This is a genomic window from Pseudomonas sp. PME37.24/025 (assembly GCF_055556615.1).
The window spans coordinates 24,945-39,506 of the sequence record NZ_JBVHNK010000015.1 but is presented as its reverse complement, the minus strand read 5'-3'; the positions used below and the strand labels follow the sequence as shown (position 1 = coordinate 39,506).

Annotated in this window: 14 protein-coding genes; all 14 read right to left on the bottom strand. The window is 60.4% G+C overall.

All coding sequences use genetic code 11. The features are described from left to right. Positions 1–61: 61 nt before the first annotated feature. On the bottom strand, positions 62–1,030 hold the full coding sequence (fliM, locus tag ACZ3HH_RS24720) for a flagellar motor switch protein FliM (RefSeq protein WP_465808570.1): 969 nt from the start codon (positions 1,028–1,030) through the stop codon (positions 62–64). Positions 1,031–1,039: 9 nt separating this feature from the next. Then, entirely contained in the window at positions 1,040–1,543 is a 504-nt protein-coding gene (gene fliL, locus ACZ3HH_RS24715) for a flagellar basal body-associated protein FliL (protein ID WP_465808569.1), read from the bottom strand. 227 nt (positions 1,544–1,770) lie between these two features. Beyond that, positions 1,771–3,132, bottom strand: a complete 1,362-nt coding sequence (locus ACZ3HH_RS24710) for a flagellar hook-length control protein FliK (RefSeq protein WP_465808567.1) — start codon at positions 3,130–3,132, stop codon at positions 1,771–1,773. A 103-nt stretch (positions 3,133–3,235) separates the two neighbouring features. After that, positions 3,236–3,583 carry an Hpt domain-containing protein gene (locus ACZ3HH_RS24705; protein WP_465808565.1) on the bottom strand — a complete coding sequence of 116 codons (348 nt, stop codon included), beginning with the start codon at positions 3,581–3,583 and terminating at the stop codon, positions 3,236–3,238. Positions 3,584–3,598: 15 nt separating this feature from the next. After that, complete coding sequence (locus tag ACZ3HH_RS24700) at positions 3,599–5,317, bottom strand: ATP-binding SpoIIE family protein phosphatase (RefSeq protein WP_465808563.1); 1,719 nt, start codon at positions 5,315–5,317, stop codon at positions 3,599–3,601. Between the two features lie 5 nt (positions 5,318–5,322). Beyond that, the gene (locus tag ACZ3HH_RS24695; protein ID WP_465808561.1) at positions 5,323–5,628 is read right to left on the bottom strand and encodes an STAS domain-containing protein; all 306 of its coding nucleotides are present in this window, start codon (positions 5,626–5,628) and stop codon (positions 5,323–5,325) included. A 117-nt stretch (positions 5,629–5,745) separates the two neighbouring features. Then, positions 5,746–6,195 (bottom strand): flagellar export protein FliJ, encoded by a 450-nt coding sequence (gene fliJ, locus ACZ3HH_RS24690; protein WP_465808559.1) that lies wholly within the window; start codon positions 6,193–6,195, stop codon positions 5,746–5,748. Positions 6,196–6,201: 6 nt separating this feature from the next. Next, entirely contained in the window at positions 6,202–7,560 is a 1,359-nt protein-coding gene (gene fliI, locus ACZ3HH_RS24685) for a flagellar protein export ATPase FliI (protein WP_465808557.1), read from the bottom strand. After that, positions 7,550–8,359 (bottom strand): flagellar assembly protein FliH, encoded by an 810-nt coding sequence (gene fliH / locus ACZ3HH_RS24680; protein ID WP_465808555.1) that lies wholly within the window; start codon positions 8,357–8,359, stop codon positions 7,550–7,552. The genes fliI and fliH overlap by 11 nt, the downstream gene beginning before the upstream one ends. A gap of 7 nt (positions 8,360–8,366) precedes the next feature. Next, positions 8,367–9,386 (bottom strand): flagellar motor switch protein FliG, encoded by a 1,020-nt coding sequence (gene fliG / locus ACZ3HH_RS24675; RefSeq protein WP_367374722.1) that lies wholly within the window; start codon positions 9,384–9,386, stop codon positions 8,367–8,369. Further along, a complete protein-coding gene (gene fliF / locus ACZ3HH_RS24670; protein WP_095051755.1) occupies positions 9,379–11,166 on the bottom strand; it encodes a flagellar basal-body MS-ring/collar protein FliF in 1,788 nt (595 codons plus the stop codon). The genes fliG and fliF overlap by 8 nt, the downstream gene beginning before the upstream one ends. 15 nt (positions 11,167–11,181) lie before the next feature. Continuing rightward, positions 11,182–11,511, bottom strand: a complete 330-nt coding sequence (fliE, locus tag ACZ3HH_RS24665; protein WP_008072611.1) for a flagellar hook-basal body complex protein FliE — start codon at positions 11,509–11,511, stop codon at positions 11,182–11,184. A gap of 341 nt (positions 11,512–11,852) precedes the next feature. Further along, positions 11,853–13,238, bottom strand: a complete 1,386-nt coding sequence (gene fleR / locus ACZ3HH_RS24660; RefSeq protein WP_465808552.1) for a sigma-54-dependent response regulator transcription factor FleR — start codon at positions 13,236–13,238, stop codon at positions 11,853–11,855. Positions 13,239–13,243: 5 nt separating this feature from the next. Further along, entirely contained in the window at positions 13,244–14,449 is a 1,206-nt protein-coding gene (locus ACZ3HH_RS24655; RefSeq protein WP_465808550.1) for a sensor histidine kinase, read from the bottom strand. Positions 14,450–14,562: the final 113 nt, after the last annotated feature.

Below are 14,562 nucleotides of genomic sequence, written 5' to 3'. Positions count from 1 at the left end.
TGTCCTCGGCGGGCACCTGCTCAATCAAGAGCAGTCAATTAAAAGGGGGTTGGAGAGCCGGTCAGCGGCGCTCGATCGGCTCGATCACCTGCAACGCAAGGTTGCCTTTGTGCGAGCCCATCTTGACCTTGAAGGCCGGTACGCCGTTGGCGCGCATGATCATTTCTTCCGGCATCTCGACCGGAATAATGTCCCCGGGCTGCATGTGCAGAATGTCGCGAAGGCGTAGCTGACGGCGGGCAACGGTGGCACCGATCGGTACGTCGACGTCCAGTACGTCCTGGCGCAAGGCGTTGATCCAGCGCTCGTCCTGATCGTCGAGGTCTGACTGGAAGCCGGCGTCGAGCATTTCACGCACCGGCTCGATCATCGAGTACGGCATGGTCACGTGCAGGTCGCCGCCACCGCCATCGAGTTCGATGTGGAACGTCGACACCACAACGGCTTCGCTCGGGCCGACGATGTTGGCCATGGCCGGGTTCACTTCCGAGTTGATGTACTCGAAGTTCACTTCCATGATCGCCTGCCAGGCTTCCTTCAAATCGACGAAGGCCTGTTCCAGCACCATGCGTACCACACGCAGTTCGGTGGGGGTGAATTCGCGCCCTTCGATCTTCGCGTGACGGCCATCGCCGCCGAAGAAGTTGTCCACCAGTTTGAACACCAGTTTGGCGTCGAGGATGAACAGCGCAGTGCCGCGCAGCGGTTTGATCTTGACCAGATTGAGACTGGTCGGCACGTACAGCGAGTGCACGTATTCGCCAAACTTCATCACCTGCACGCCACCGACGGCAACGTCCGCCGAGCGGCGCAGCATGTTGAACATGCTGATGCGGGTGTAGCGGGCAAAACGCTCGTTGATCATTTCCAGGGTCGGCATGCGTCCACGGACGATGCGATCCTGGCTGGTCAGGTCGTAGCTTTTGACACTGCCGGGGTCGGCAGCGTTATCGGTCTGTACCAGACCATCGTCGACGCCATGCAACAGCGCATCGATCTCATCCTGGGACAGCAGGTCCTGCACGGCCATGTCGTGTTCCTACTGCAGTACGAAATTAGTGAAAAGCAACTGTTCGATCACCACTTTGCCAAGCTCTTTCTGCGCCACTTCCTGGACGCTGGCGGTGGCCTTCTGACGCAACATCTCCTGGCCGACCGGGGTCGCCAGCGTGGCGAAATCCTGACCGGAAAACAGCATGACCAGGTTATTGCGGATCACCGGCATGTGGACTTTGAGCGCTTCCAGATCGGCCTGATTGCGGCCCAGCATGGTGATACTCACCTGCATGTAGCGCTGACGGCCGTTCTGGTTGTAGTTGGCCACGAAGGCCGGAGCCATGGGCTCGAAAATCGCCGGCTGCTTGCCGACCGCAGCGGTTTCAGCGGCGGGGGCAGGCTTGCTCTGGGCGCTGTGCATGAAGAACCAGGTCGCCCCCACGGACAAGCCGATCGCCAGCAACAGGGCCACGACGATCACAATGATCAGCTTGATTTTGCCTTTGGTTGCGGGGTCTTTCACTGGTGCTGCGTCGCTCTTAGCCATGCCAATAATCCGTCACTATTCGGGTTTTCACAGTCGCACGGCAAGGCAAGAGCAAGTGTTATGCCAGAAGTGTCTGGAGAAGATGGGTATGGAAAGCATGCTGTCTGGAGAACGCCACAAATCACTGTGGGAGCGGGCTTGCCCGCGATAGCGGTTAGCAGTCACGAAAATATTGACTGCCAGCCCCCATCGCGGGCAAGCCCGCTCCCACAGGGTCTTGTGGTGAATCAGGCGTAATAATCGACCGCGCTGGAGCCAATCACGCTGGTGGTGTTGGCGGTTACTTCAGCGACAGTCACAGGAAGCTCTTCATCGACAGAATCGAGACGACCGCCACTGGCATTGGTACGTCCACCCTGCCCTTGTTGAGCCTGCTCCTGACCCTGACCCTGCCAGCCACGAGACTGATCGGAAACGTTGACGTCGACCTGACCCATGCCTTGCTGCGCGAACATGTCACGCAGGCGATGCATTTGCCCGTCGAGCGCTTCGCGAACGCTTGGGTGGGCGCTCATGAACGTCACCTGGGTCTGCTGATCCGGAACCATGTTCACCCGAATATCCAGGCGTCCCAGCTCGGCCGGTTGCAACTGGATATCGGCCGCCTTGAGATTGGCGCTGGACAGATACATGACCCGATTGACCACCTCTTCGGTCCAACCGCTCTGATGCATGGCGATTGGCTGGCTCACCGGCAATGCATTGGCCGTCTTCGGCGTTGCCGCCTGGGTCAGTGCCGCCAGACGGTTGGCGAAATCATCGACACGGGTGTCGCTGCTGGCGGACTTGAGATCCTTGAGGCCGTCATCGATCAGGCCACTGAAAGCCTTCTCGCCACCTTGACTGGTGCTGTCCTGGTCGGCTTGCACATCGAGCATGCTCGCCATGCCCGCGGCAAAGTTTTGTGCCGACGTTGGCTCGCTGTCGATTTTAGCCGGGGTCGGCACAGCTTTTGGCTGGGCCTGGCTGGCGGCCGAAACGTGCCCGCCCTGCTCCATGGCCATGCGCACGGCTGGCAGCGCATCGAGAGGATCGGCTTCGGGATCAAAATCTGGATCGATGGTCGCAACCACCTGTGCCGCAGCCGCGGTAGCCACGGCAGCGACAGGTGCCTCAACGTGTGATTGCGCAGTGGCCACAACTGTTGGGGTTTCCGGCACCGGGGCTGGCACCGCCGGCTGCACCATCAATGCAGGATCGAGAGCCGGATCGACAGGCGCGGCATCGACCACTGGCGTCAACGCCTCGGCCGTACCCGGCGCGTCATCGCTGGCCGTCTGGTCGTCAGCCTGCGCCGGTTTATCGGCGGGCAAGGAATTGCCGCTATCGGCAACTGTCGGTTCCGGGGCGGCAGACTTGTCGTCGCTCACGTCTTTTTTGCCGACGCTGTCCGAGACTTTGTCGCGTGCGGGTTTAGCCGATCCATCCGCCACGGCCGAGGGCTTGTTCTGGGCTTGATTGGCATAGACCTGAGCGAAGCTGGACGCCTTGTCCCCGGGCTCAGCCGCCAGCGCCGGCGCATTGGCGGTCGCGGCTTGAGTCTTGGCCGTAGCGGCGGCCTGAAGCAGAATATTGGGGGTAACGGGCATAACGGTCTCCGCTGCACTGGGATCGTAGGTACAGTTGAGTAAGTTGACTGCAAGGGTCGAGCCAGCTTTGTTCGCCGACTGCTAAAAGAGCCGGACGGCTGCCTTATTCAGCAAGAGAGCGCTGGCGCTCCGCTTCGTAGAGGGGCCGGACAATGGCGAATTCACCGTCAATTTCTCCGACCAGCGCTTCAATACCTTCGAGGCTTTTTTGCTTGGCTCGCTGCTCCAGCTCATGGCACAGCTCGGCCAGCCGGGTAGCGCCCATATTGCTGCTGCTGCCTTTGAAGCTGTGCGCTGCGGCGCCCAGCTGATCGGCATCGTCAACTTTACGCAGCAGACTCAAACGCTCTTCGGAATCGGCGAGAAAGGTATCAAGCAATTCTGGATACCCATCCTCCATAACTTCCTGCAACGCGCTCAGCACGTCATGGTCCAGATGTGTGTCAGCCACTTGTTCGCTCCTTGATCAAGAATGCCCGGGATTGGCCAGAGCCTCCCAGAAGAACTCCACGTGAGCACTGCGACCATTATCGGTCCAGCGCGCATGATGGCTCAACTGGCGGATCAAACTGACGCCACGTCCCGACAGACGGACATCATCGACAGGACGCTCCATCACCCGCGCCACATCGAAACCCTTGCCACTGTCTTCGACCCGGACCGTCAGGCAACCGCCCTCGCCTTTTGGTGCCACCTGCAAATGCACCCGTACGTAGCCATCTCGCAACTCGTCCAGACGCGCATTGCGCTGCTGATAATAACGCGCAAAACCTGAAGCATCTCGTTTCAGACTTGAATCCAGGCCCAGCACGCCATGCTCCAGGGCATTGGAATAAAGCTCTGCCAGCACACTGTAGAGTGCGCCACTCTGAGTCCGCAGGCCATGCACCTCAAGCAGCAATTGCAACAAATACGGCAGCGGATTGAAGCGTTTGAGGGTGGCGGCGCGAAACTCAAAACTCACCGACCAGTCCAGCGGGCTGGACTGGCCACTGTCGGAGTACACCGGCGCTGGCGGACTCAGTTGCGTAGCCTCCAGCAGACTGACCTCGACCATGCTCACGTCATCGCGGGCCTCGCCGCGAAAATCCCGCAGGGCCTGTTCGATTTCTTCGAACAGCGCATCAGGCTGACGATTGACTGCAAACACCTGCTCCAATCGCTCTACGCCAAACAATTGTTCATTGGCATCGCAGGTATCGATCACCCCGTCGGACAACAGAAAGACCCGATCCCCTACGGCCATCGGGAACACCTCGGTGCGGTCATCGAAGGTTTGCGGGCTCAGCACGCCCAGCGGCAAGTGCCGTGCCGTCAGAGCGATACGTTCGCCGCTGGCGGTGCTGTGCAAGTAACCGTCCGGCATCCCGCCGTTCCAGACCTCCACCGATCCTCGTTGAAAACTCAGGCACAGCAGGGTCGCACAGCAGAACATGTCCACCGGCAGGATGCGCTTGAGCTTGGCGTTCATCTCGCGCAGGGTTTCGGACAGGCCATAACCCTTGGCGGTCATGCCGTAGAAGACTTCGGCCAGGGGCATGGCACCCACAGCGGCCGGCAAACCATGGCCAGTGAAATCGCCGAGCAACACATGCATGTCGCCGGCCGGGGTGAACGCGGCCAGCAACAGATCGCCGTTGAACAGCGCATAGGGCGATTGCAGGTAACGGATGTTCGGTGCATTCAGGCACCCGGAGTGAGCGACCTTGTCGAACACGGCTTTGGCCACCCGTTGTTCGTTGAGCAGGTAATCGTGGTGCCTGGCGATCAGGTCGCGTTGCTCCAGCACCGTGGCTTGCAAACGCCGCAAGCGGTCCATCGCCTTGATCTTGGCGGCGAGGATCACCTGGTTGTAAGGCTTTGCCAGAAAATCGTCGCCCCCGGCCTCCAGACAACGAGCCAAGGCTTCGCTTTCGGTCAGCGACGTCAAAAAGATGATCGGCACCAGGGTTTCGCCGGCCAGCGCCTTGATCTGCTGCGCAGCCTCGAAGCCGTCCATCACCGGCATCATGGCGTCCATCAGCACCAGGTGCGGTCGCTGCGAGCGGAACGCTTCGACCGCCTCGGCGCCGTTGGCAGCCGTTAGCACCTCATGACCCTGACGACGGACGATAGTCGACAGCAGCAGGCGATCGGCCGCGCTGTCTTCAGCGATCAGAATCGTCAGCGGCTCGAGCGGCTGCATGGCGATCAACTGATGTCGAACAGTTTGTCGAAGTTGGAGATGGCGAGGATTTTCTTCACATCGGTGCTGCTGTTGACGACGCGAATATCGGAATTGTCGCCACCGGCGTGATCACGCAGCAAGAGCAACATGCCCAACGCAGAGCTATCGAGATAAGTGGCTTTCTTCAGGTCCACCACAATGGACTCGGGCTTACTGTTGAGTCGCTCGTAGGACTCGCGAAACTCCTGATGCCGACCGAAATCGAATCGCCCCTCGATCGAAATCGTCAGCTTTTTCCCATCCAGAGATACTTCTGTAACGACTGACATTTCACGGCTTCCTTGTCATTGACGAACGTACGTGTAGAAGGTTTAGCACCTGATGGGGGCTGGAGCAAGGCTGAACAATTGTACGGTTAGTAAAATCGCCTTCGCGGGCTACCTGATTCAATACGGATCATGACGCGGCAACCGTTGGGACAGTTCATCGAGCAACTTCTGCTCGCGCTTGTCTTCCAGTTCCCGCGCCTCATCCCTGTAGCGCTGAACCAGCTTGCGCAAGCCTTCGACCCGGGCAAACGCCTGCTGCCAAGTCTCCCGAGCCTTGTTCAGGTTGTTCTGATGCCAGGCCAGACTTTGTCGCTGCTGATCGATGGCCGTGCCCAGTTGCGCCAGGAAACCTTGATACCCCAGCAGCCATTGACCCGACACGCCGCCGCTGCCGCGCACGATCCATTGCTCTTGATAATCGAGATGAAAGGCTTCGAGGTCGGCCAGTTTGCTTTCCGCCAGGCGCACCTGACCCTGGAAGTGCCCCAGGCGCTGGACGGCGGTTTTCTCGGCCTTTTCAGCCATTTCCACCACCGGTGCCAGGCGTGCTGCGCGACTCAGGGCCATGGTCGATTAACCGCCTGGCGCTGGCGCGAATACCGACGCAAGATGGCCTTCGCTGGCGCCCATGCTGATGTTGTCGTTCAAGCCCTGGCGCAGGTACATCGTCATGGCCGGTTGCAGATTGATCGCGGTGTCGGTTTCCCGGTCACCGCCGGGCACATAGGCGCCGACGCTGATCAGGTCGCGGCTCTGCTGATAGCGCGACCAGTATTGCTTGAACATCTGCGCGTGGTTCATGTGCTTGATGCCGACCACCGACGGCATGACCCGGCTGATGGACGCTTCGATATCAATGGCCGGGTAATGCCCTTCCTCGGCCAGGCGCCGGGACAGCACGATGTGCCCGTCGAGCACGCCCCGCGCCGAGTCGGCGATCGGGTCTTGCTGATCGTCGCCTTCGGACAATACGGTGTAGAACGCAGTGATCGAACCGCCGCCCTTTTCGGCGTTACCGGCCCGTTCCACCAGTTTCGGCAACTTGGCGAACACCGACGGCGGATAGCCCTTGGTCGCTGGCGGTTCGCCGATGGCCAGGGCGATTTCTCGCTGGGCCTGGGCGAAACGGGTCAGGGAATCCATGAGCAACAGGACATTCTTGCCCTTGTCGCGGAAATACTCGGCAATCCGTGTGCAGTACATCGCCGCGCGCAGACGCATCAGCGGCGCATCGTCCGCTGGCGACGCCACCACCACCGAACGCTTGAGCCCTTCTTCACCGAGGATGTGCTCGATGAACTCTTTAACTTCTCGACCCCGCTCACCGATCAGCCCGACGACGATGATGTCGGCCTCGGTGAAGCGGGTCATCATGCCCAGCAGCACACTCTTGCCCACGCCGGTACCGGCGAACAGCCCGAGCCGCTGACCGCGACCGACCGTCAACAAACCGTTGATGCAGCGAATACCGACGTCCAGCGGCTGGCTGATCGGGTCACGCTTGAGCGGGTTGATGGTCGGGCCGTCCATCGGCACCCAGTCTTCAGCCTTCATCCCGCCCTTGCCGTCCAGCGCGCGACCGGCGCCATCCAGCACCCGCCCGAGCATGCTCATGCCCATTGGCAAGCGGCCGGTGTCGGCAAGTGGAACCACGCGGGCGCCAGGCGCAATGCCGGCGACGCTGCCGACCGGCATCAGAAAAACTTTGTTGCCAGAGAAGCCCATGACCTCGGCTTCGACCTGCACCGGGTGATAGCTGTCATCGTTGATGACCATGCAGCGGCTGCCCATGGCGGCGCGCAAGCCTTCGGCTTCAAGGGTCAGGCCGACCATGCGCAACAGGCGACCTTCGAGGATCGGCGCAGCAGCAAGCGCAGTGGCCTCGGCGTAGCCACCGAGGCGTTTGGCGAAGCTGGTGCGATCAAGGCGCATCGGGGTCGTCCAGTTCCGGCTCGACCGGGGCAACCGCAGGCTTTTCGTCGACCGGCAGTTCCAGGCTCAGGTCCGGTGCGGCTGGGTGCAGCGCTTGATCGTGCAATTGATCGAACAGCTTGGCCATGACCTGGGTCACACGGGTTTCGATGGTGGCGTCGATGCGACTGTGCTCCGTTTCGACCCGGCAACCGCCCGGCAACAAGGATTCGTCCTCGACAATGCGCCAGGTTTCTTCATGGCGCTCGCGCAAGGCTTTGACCTGTTCGAAATCCTGCGGATTGACGTACAACCGCACATTGCCCACGCCCAGTGGCAAGAGCTTGAGCGCTTCGCGCATGACGTGTTCGATCTGCGTCGAGTCGATCGCCAGTTCGCGCTGAATCACTTGCTTGGTGATGTGCTGCACAAGGTCGACCAGCGACTTTTCGATCTGGGTGTCCTGCTCGGCAATCGGCTCGAACAAGTTGGCCATCAGTTGTTCCAGGCCAGCGATCTTGGCCGTCAGGGCCACTTCGGCTTCCTGACGGACCTTGAGCGTGGTGCTGTGGAAACCCTCTTTTTCGCCAACCGCGAAGCCTTCGTTGTAGGCCTCCTGACGAATGCTTTCGAGCTCTTCGAGGGTCAGTGGCTGGACTTCTTCCAGCGGCACTTCTTCCATTTCCGGCGGTTCGGGCTCTGGCTCCGGCTCGGGTTCCGGCACAAACGGGTCGAAACTGGGCAGCGACCAGATGTCGAAACCACCGACGTCCTTGCCGCGGATCAGGTCGGTATTGGACTCATCATGTTTGGACGACATAGTGACCTTAGATCATCTCTTCGCCGCCCTTCCCGCCGAGAACGATTTCTCCGGCTTCGGCCATACGGCGGGCAATGGTGAGGATTTCTTTCTGCGCGGTTTCCACGTCGCTGACGCGCACCGGGCCTTTGGCCTCGAGGTCGTCGCGCAACAGTTCGGCCGCCCGTTTGGACATGTTCTTGAAGATCTTTTCCTTGACGCCTTCGTCCGAACCCTTGAGGGCCAGCACCAGAACGTCCGAGGACACTTCGCGCAACAGCGCCTGAATGCCGCGGTCGTCGACATCGGACAGGTTGTTGAACACGAACATGAGGTCTTCGATCTGACCGGACAGGTCTTCGTCGACTTCGCGGATCGAGTCCATCAACTGACCTTCGATCGAGCTGTCGAGGAAGTTCATGATGTCGGCCGCACGCTTGATGCCACCCAGGGTGGTGCGCGCGGCATTCGAGTTGCCGGAGAACTGCTTCTCGAGAATCAGGTTGAGTTCTTTCAGGGCCGCTGGCTGCACGGTGTTCAGCGAAGATACCCGCAGGATGATGTCCAACCGGACCTTGTGGTCGAAGTTGCCCAGCACTTCACCGGCCTGATCCGGGTCGAGGTACGCCACCACGATTGCCTGGATCTGCGGGTGCTCGTAACGAATCACGTCGGCGACGGCGCGCGGTTCCATCCACTTCAGGCTGTCGAGGCCGCTGGTGTTGCCGCCCAGCAGGATCCGGTCGATCAGGCCGTTGGCCTTGTCTTCGCCCAGCGCCTGGGTGAGCATGTTGCGCACGTAGTCATCGGAGCCGACGCCCAGGCTGGTCTGGTCGCCGACGATGTCGACGAACTCGCTCATGACCTGTTCGACCTGCTCGCGGTGTACGTTACCCATCTGGGCCATGGCCACACCCACACGCTGGACCTCTTTAGGCCCCATGTGGCGCAGCACTTGCGCGGCGTCGGTAGAACCCAGGGACAGCAGCAGGATCGCCGCTTTATCAACCCGGGACAGTTTGGCGACAGCGGCTCGGTTATCACTCATCTGCGTTAATCCACTCTTTCACGACCTGGGCCACGCGACCCGGATCTTCTGCCACCAGACTCTTGATTGCGTTCAACTGTGCGTCATAGCCTTCGCTCGGGCTCGGCAGCAAGATGCTGGTCGGGCCGCCGAGGCTGACGCGGTCGTTGGCCAGTTCGCCGTCCAGGCCGCCCATGCCACCGAGCTCCATGTCGCTGCCCAGGCCAGCGAGTTGCTTGTCTTTGCCGCCACCGGTGATGTTGTTGAGCACCGGGCGCAGCACGCCGAACACCAGCACCAGGATGAACAACACACCCAGCACTTGCTTGACGATGTCCCAGAACCACGGCTGGGAATAGAACGGAATCTCGGCAATCACTTCACCGCGCTCGGCAGAGAACGGCATGTTGATTACGCTGACGCTGTCGCCACGGCTGGCGTCGAAACCGACCGCGTCCTGTACCAGACGGGTGAAGCGCGCCAATTCATCGGCGCTCCACGGCGCACGGGTAGTTTCACCGTTGGCCGCGTTGACCTTGACTTGATCATCCACCACCACCGACACCGACAGGCGATTCAAACGACCCTGCTGTTGTTTGGTGTGGCTGATGGAGCGGTCGAGTTCGAAGTTCTTGGTGGATTGTTGACGCTTGTCTGCCGGGTACGGCGCCAGCATCGGCTGGCCGGTGGCCGGGTCCATGATTTGCTGACCGTTGGCATCGAGCAATGGCTGACCTGGCTGCACCATGCCTGCCGACGCGGTGGCGCCACCGGTGGTTTGCGGCGCCGAGGCTGGCGACGGCGGCTGGTTGCTCAGGGCACCCGGCACACCTTGCGGGCCATTGCTGGCGGTACGCTGTTCGTTGACCGACTGCTCGCTGCGCAAGGCCGGCTGGTCCGGGTTGAACTGCTCGGAGGTCGACTCGACGGCACTGAAATCCACGTCCGCCGAGACTTCGGCTTTATAGCGGTCATTGCCCAGTACCGGTTGCAGGATGTTGTGCACGCGCTGGGTCAGCATGCTTTCCATGCGACGGCTGTAATCGAATTGCTTGCCGGCCATGGTCAGTTCGGAATTTTCCGCCTGATCCGACAGCAGGTTGCCCTTCTGGTCGACAACGGTGATCTGCGATTTGCTCAGCTCGGGAACGCTGGTCGCCACCAGATTGATGATGGCGACGACCTGGCCCGGCTCCAGCGAGCGACCGGAATAGAGTTCAACCAGCACCGAAGCGCTTGGTTTGCGTTCGTCACGCACGAACACCGAGCTTTTCGGAATCGCCAAGTGTACGCGAGCACCCTTGACGTTGTTCAGGCTGGAAATGGTCCGGGCCAGTTCGCCTTCGAGGCCGCGACGATAACGGGTCGCTTCCATGAACTGGCTGGTGCCCAGCCCCTGTTCCTTGTCGAGAATCTCGAAACCGATGTTGCCGTCGCTGGGAGTGACACCAGCGGCTGCGAGCTTGAGTCGCGCACGGGACAAGTCATCGGCCTTGACCAGCAAGGCACCGGAGTTCGGTTCAACGGTATAGGGAATGTCGGCTGCGGCCAGGGTTTCCATGACCTGCTTGGCGTCCATGCCGGCAAGGCTGCCGTACAGAGGCCGGTAGTCTGGCTGCTGGGACCACAACACCACGGCAAAACCAATCGCCACGCTCGCAGCCAGGCCGACCAACAGGCCCACCTGACGCAACATGGTCATCTCGGAGAGGTTTTCCAGGAAAGACAACCCGAACAGCGGCGGTTTGCCGTCTATTGGGGTGGCCTTGGCCGGAACATTATCGGCGATTGCTTCTGCCATGACTCAATCTCGTCCTTAAACCGGCATCTGCATGATGTCTTGATAAGCTTGAACCAGCTTGTTACGCACTTGGGTCAGCGCCTGAAAAGACACGCTGGCCTTCTGTGAGGAAATCATCACGTCTGTCAGGTCGACGCCGCTTTTACCGATCTCGAAGGCACTGGCCAACTGATTGGACGCTTGCTGGGTGTCGTTCACTTTATTGACGGCCTGACCGAGCATGTCGGAAAAGCTGCTGCCACCCAATTCAGGGACTGCGGCAGTCGATTTCGGCGCAGACATCGCATCCATTTGCATGGAGCGCATGTCCAGCATCAACCGATTGAATTCAATACCTTGGCTCATGGTTTCTCTCTTTGACGAAGCTACGTCTTTGGCTACCCGCAATTTTTTGACACTCACTCGGCGGGTAGTGAGGTGTTAGCAACAAGGGTGCCAGCTCCGTGGTCGCTCTAAACAAAAGCCTTCCGGGGTTTGCTTTAACCATGAATCACTGCAAAACAAATGTGGGAGCGGGCCTTTGTGGCGAGGGGGCTTGCCCCCGCTCGACTGCGCAGCAGTCGCAAAACCTGAGCACACAGCAAACCTGCATCCCTGAAAAAGAAGGACCGCTTCGCGCTCCAGCGGGGGCAAGCCCCCTCACCACAGGGCCCCCACATTTAGACCGGTGTTGCTTGCGTCAACTTTCAGGTGGCGAACAAGTACGCTTCCACGTCCATTCCGGCGTCGCGCATCTGCGCCAGCTTGTAGCGCAAGGTGCGTGGGCTGATGCCCAGTCGCTCGGCGGCTTCTTTGCGACGGCCGCGCTCAGAGCGCAGGGTGTCAATAATCATCTGGAATTCACGGCGCCGCAGGTCATCGCCGAGGGCGCCCGCCGATTCGGCTTCGACTTCCACTGCGCGCACGGGCGCCGGTGCCAATGTCGGCAGCGGCGCACATGCCACAGGCCCGGCCAGGCAGAAATCCTGCGGCTGGATCAAGCCGCCCTGCTGCAGAATCAAGGCACGCTGGATCGCGTTATCCAGTTCACGCACGTTGCCTGGCCACGGGTAACCGACCAGACACGCCTGCGCCTCGGATGAGAGCTTCGCCGCGGCATGCTTCATTTTATTGACGTGTTTGGCCAGCAGTCGCTCGGCCAACGGCAGGATGTCGGCGGTGCGCTCGCGCAGCGGACGCCAGGCCAACGGAAACACCGACAAGCGATAGTAAAGGTCTTCACGAAAACGCCCCGCCGCCACTTCAGCGGCCAGGTCACGGTTAGTGGTGGCGACCACTCGGATATCCAGCGTAATCGGCTTGCGTGCGCCGACTCGTTCGACTTCACGCTCCTGCAATACCCGCAGTAATTTGGCTTGAAGGCCGAGAGGCATTTCGGAGATTTCATCGAGCAGGATCGTCCCGCCATCGGCCTGCTCGAACTTGCCGGCCTGCGCTGCGATGGCGCCGGTGAACGAACCCTTTTCGTGACCGAACAAGGTGGCTTCGAGCATGTTGTCCGGGATCGCTGCACAGTTGATCGCAATAAACGGCTGACTGGCGCGATGGGAGTGCTGATGGATGTAACGCGCCAGCACTTCCTTACCGGTTCCGGATTCACCGGAGATCAACACCGTGGAGTCACTGCGCGCCACTCGCGCGGCCAATTCCAGCAATTGCGCACTGGCCGGCTCGTACGCCACAGGCCCCTCACTCTCGGTCGCGCCGAGATTACCCAGTGCGTGACGCGCCACCAGATCGAGCAAGGCTTTGGGCTCGAATGGTTTGACCAGATAATCCGCCGCGCCCTGACGCATGGCGTCGACTGCCCGCTCGACGGCGCCGTGGGCGGTCATCAGCAGCACCGGCAGTTGCGGCTGACGAGCGCGCAGCAATCCAAGCAGTTGGTGGCCATCCATGCCCGGCATGTTGACGTCACTGATCACCAGATTGAACGCCTCGGCACCGACCGCAGCCAGCGCCTCTTCCGCCGAACCGACCGCCGTGTAATCGTGCCCGGCAAGCAGCAACGTATCGGCTAGTGCCTCCCGTAGTGCGCGATCATCCTCGACCAGTAAAACCTTGATCGCCATGTCTTTCACTTCGCTCCCTGAGCGCTGCGCTGTTCACCCGAAAAAAGCGGCAAGATCACCTGTGCACAAGTGCCGCGACCCGGCCGCGAGCGCAACCGTAATTCTCCCTGATGTGCTCGGGCGACTGCCTTGACCACGGTCAGGCCCAGGCCGGTGCCAGTGGTTTTAGTGGTGAAAAACGGCTCACCCAAACGCGCCAGAACCTTCGTGTCGATACCACTGCCACTGTCGCTGACGCACAAGCGCAGGTTGTTACCGCGGGTATACAGGTGAACCTTCAAACGGACATCACCGGCACTCGCCTGAATGGCGTTCTCGATCAGATTCAGAATGGCCCCGACCAGGGTGTCGCGATTGCACAACAACTCACCGGCATGACTGTCGCACTGCCAGCGAATCGGCAAATCCTGAACATGGGTCAGCGCTGCCGCTTGCAGCGACTGCATCAGCATTTTTGGGGTCACGCGATCGGTCAGAGGCAGCTCGCCGCGAGCGAACACCAGCATGTCGCGAACCTGGTGTTCGAGCTCATGCAGACGCTCTTTCAGGCGCCCGGCAAAACGTTGCTGGGTCTCGACCGGCAACGCCTGCTCAGTCAAATGACTGGCATAGAGCAACGCAGCGGACAACGGCGTGCGAATCTGATGAGCCAACGATGCGACCATACGACCGAGAGACGACAGGCGCTCATGGCGAGCCAGTTGACCTTGCAGATGACGGGTTTCAGTCAGGTCGTTGAGCAACACCAATTGACCAGGCTCGGCGTCCAGCGAGCGGGTAGCGATCGACAGGCGTCGACCGTCCTTGAGAGAAATTTCGTGACCGTCGTCTTCGCGCGGCGCAAAGCATCGAGTAATCACATGACGCCACAGCTCGCCTTCGAGAGGCAGACCTAGCAGTTCACTCGCGGCGGGATTGGCTTCGCGCACGATGCCTTGGGCATCGATGACGATGACGCCGCCAGGCAACAGATCGAGGAGATTTTGCAGGCGGTTAGCCAGGCGTTCTTTTTCCGCCAGCTCCTGCATGCGCTGAGCACTGACCACCGCCAGCTCGCCCTTGAGCTCGGTGACCCGGGCTTCGAGCATGCTGTAGGAATCGGTCAATTGGCTCGACATCTGGCTGAACAGCGCAAATGCCTGCTCAAGGCCAAGCCGGCTTGCCTGCTCTACGGACGACGGTTGCCCCGAAGCATCTGGGACAGGAGACATCTGGGCGGCTTGGGGCATCGTGCTCTCTCGCGTGGTTGACCGTCAGTTAAACGGAACGTTGCGAGGGATGTAGCAATACCCGTGCCTAAAAAAAAACGCCTATAAATGAAGGA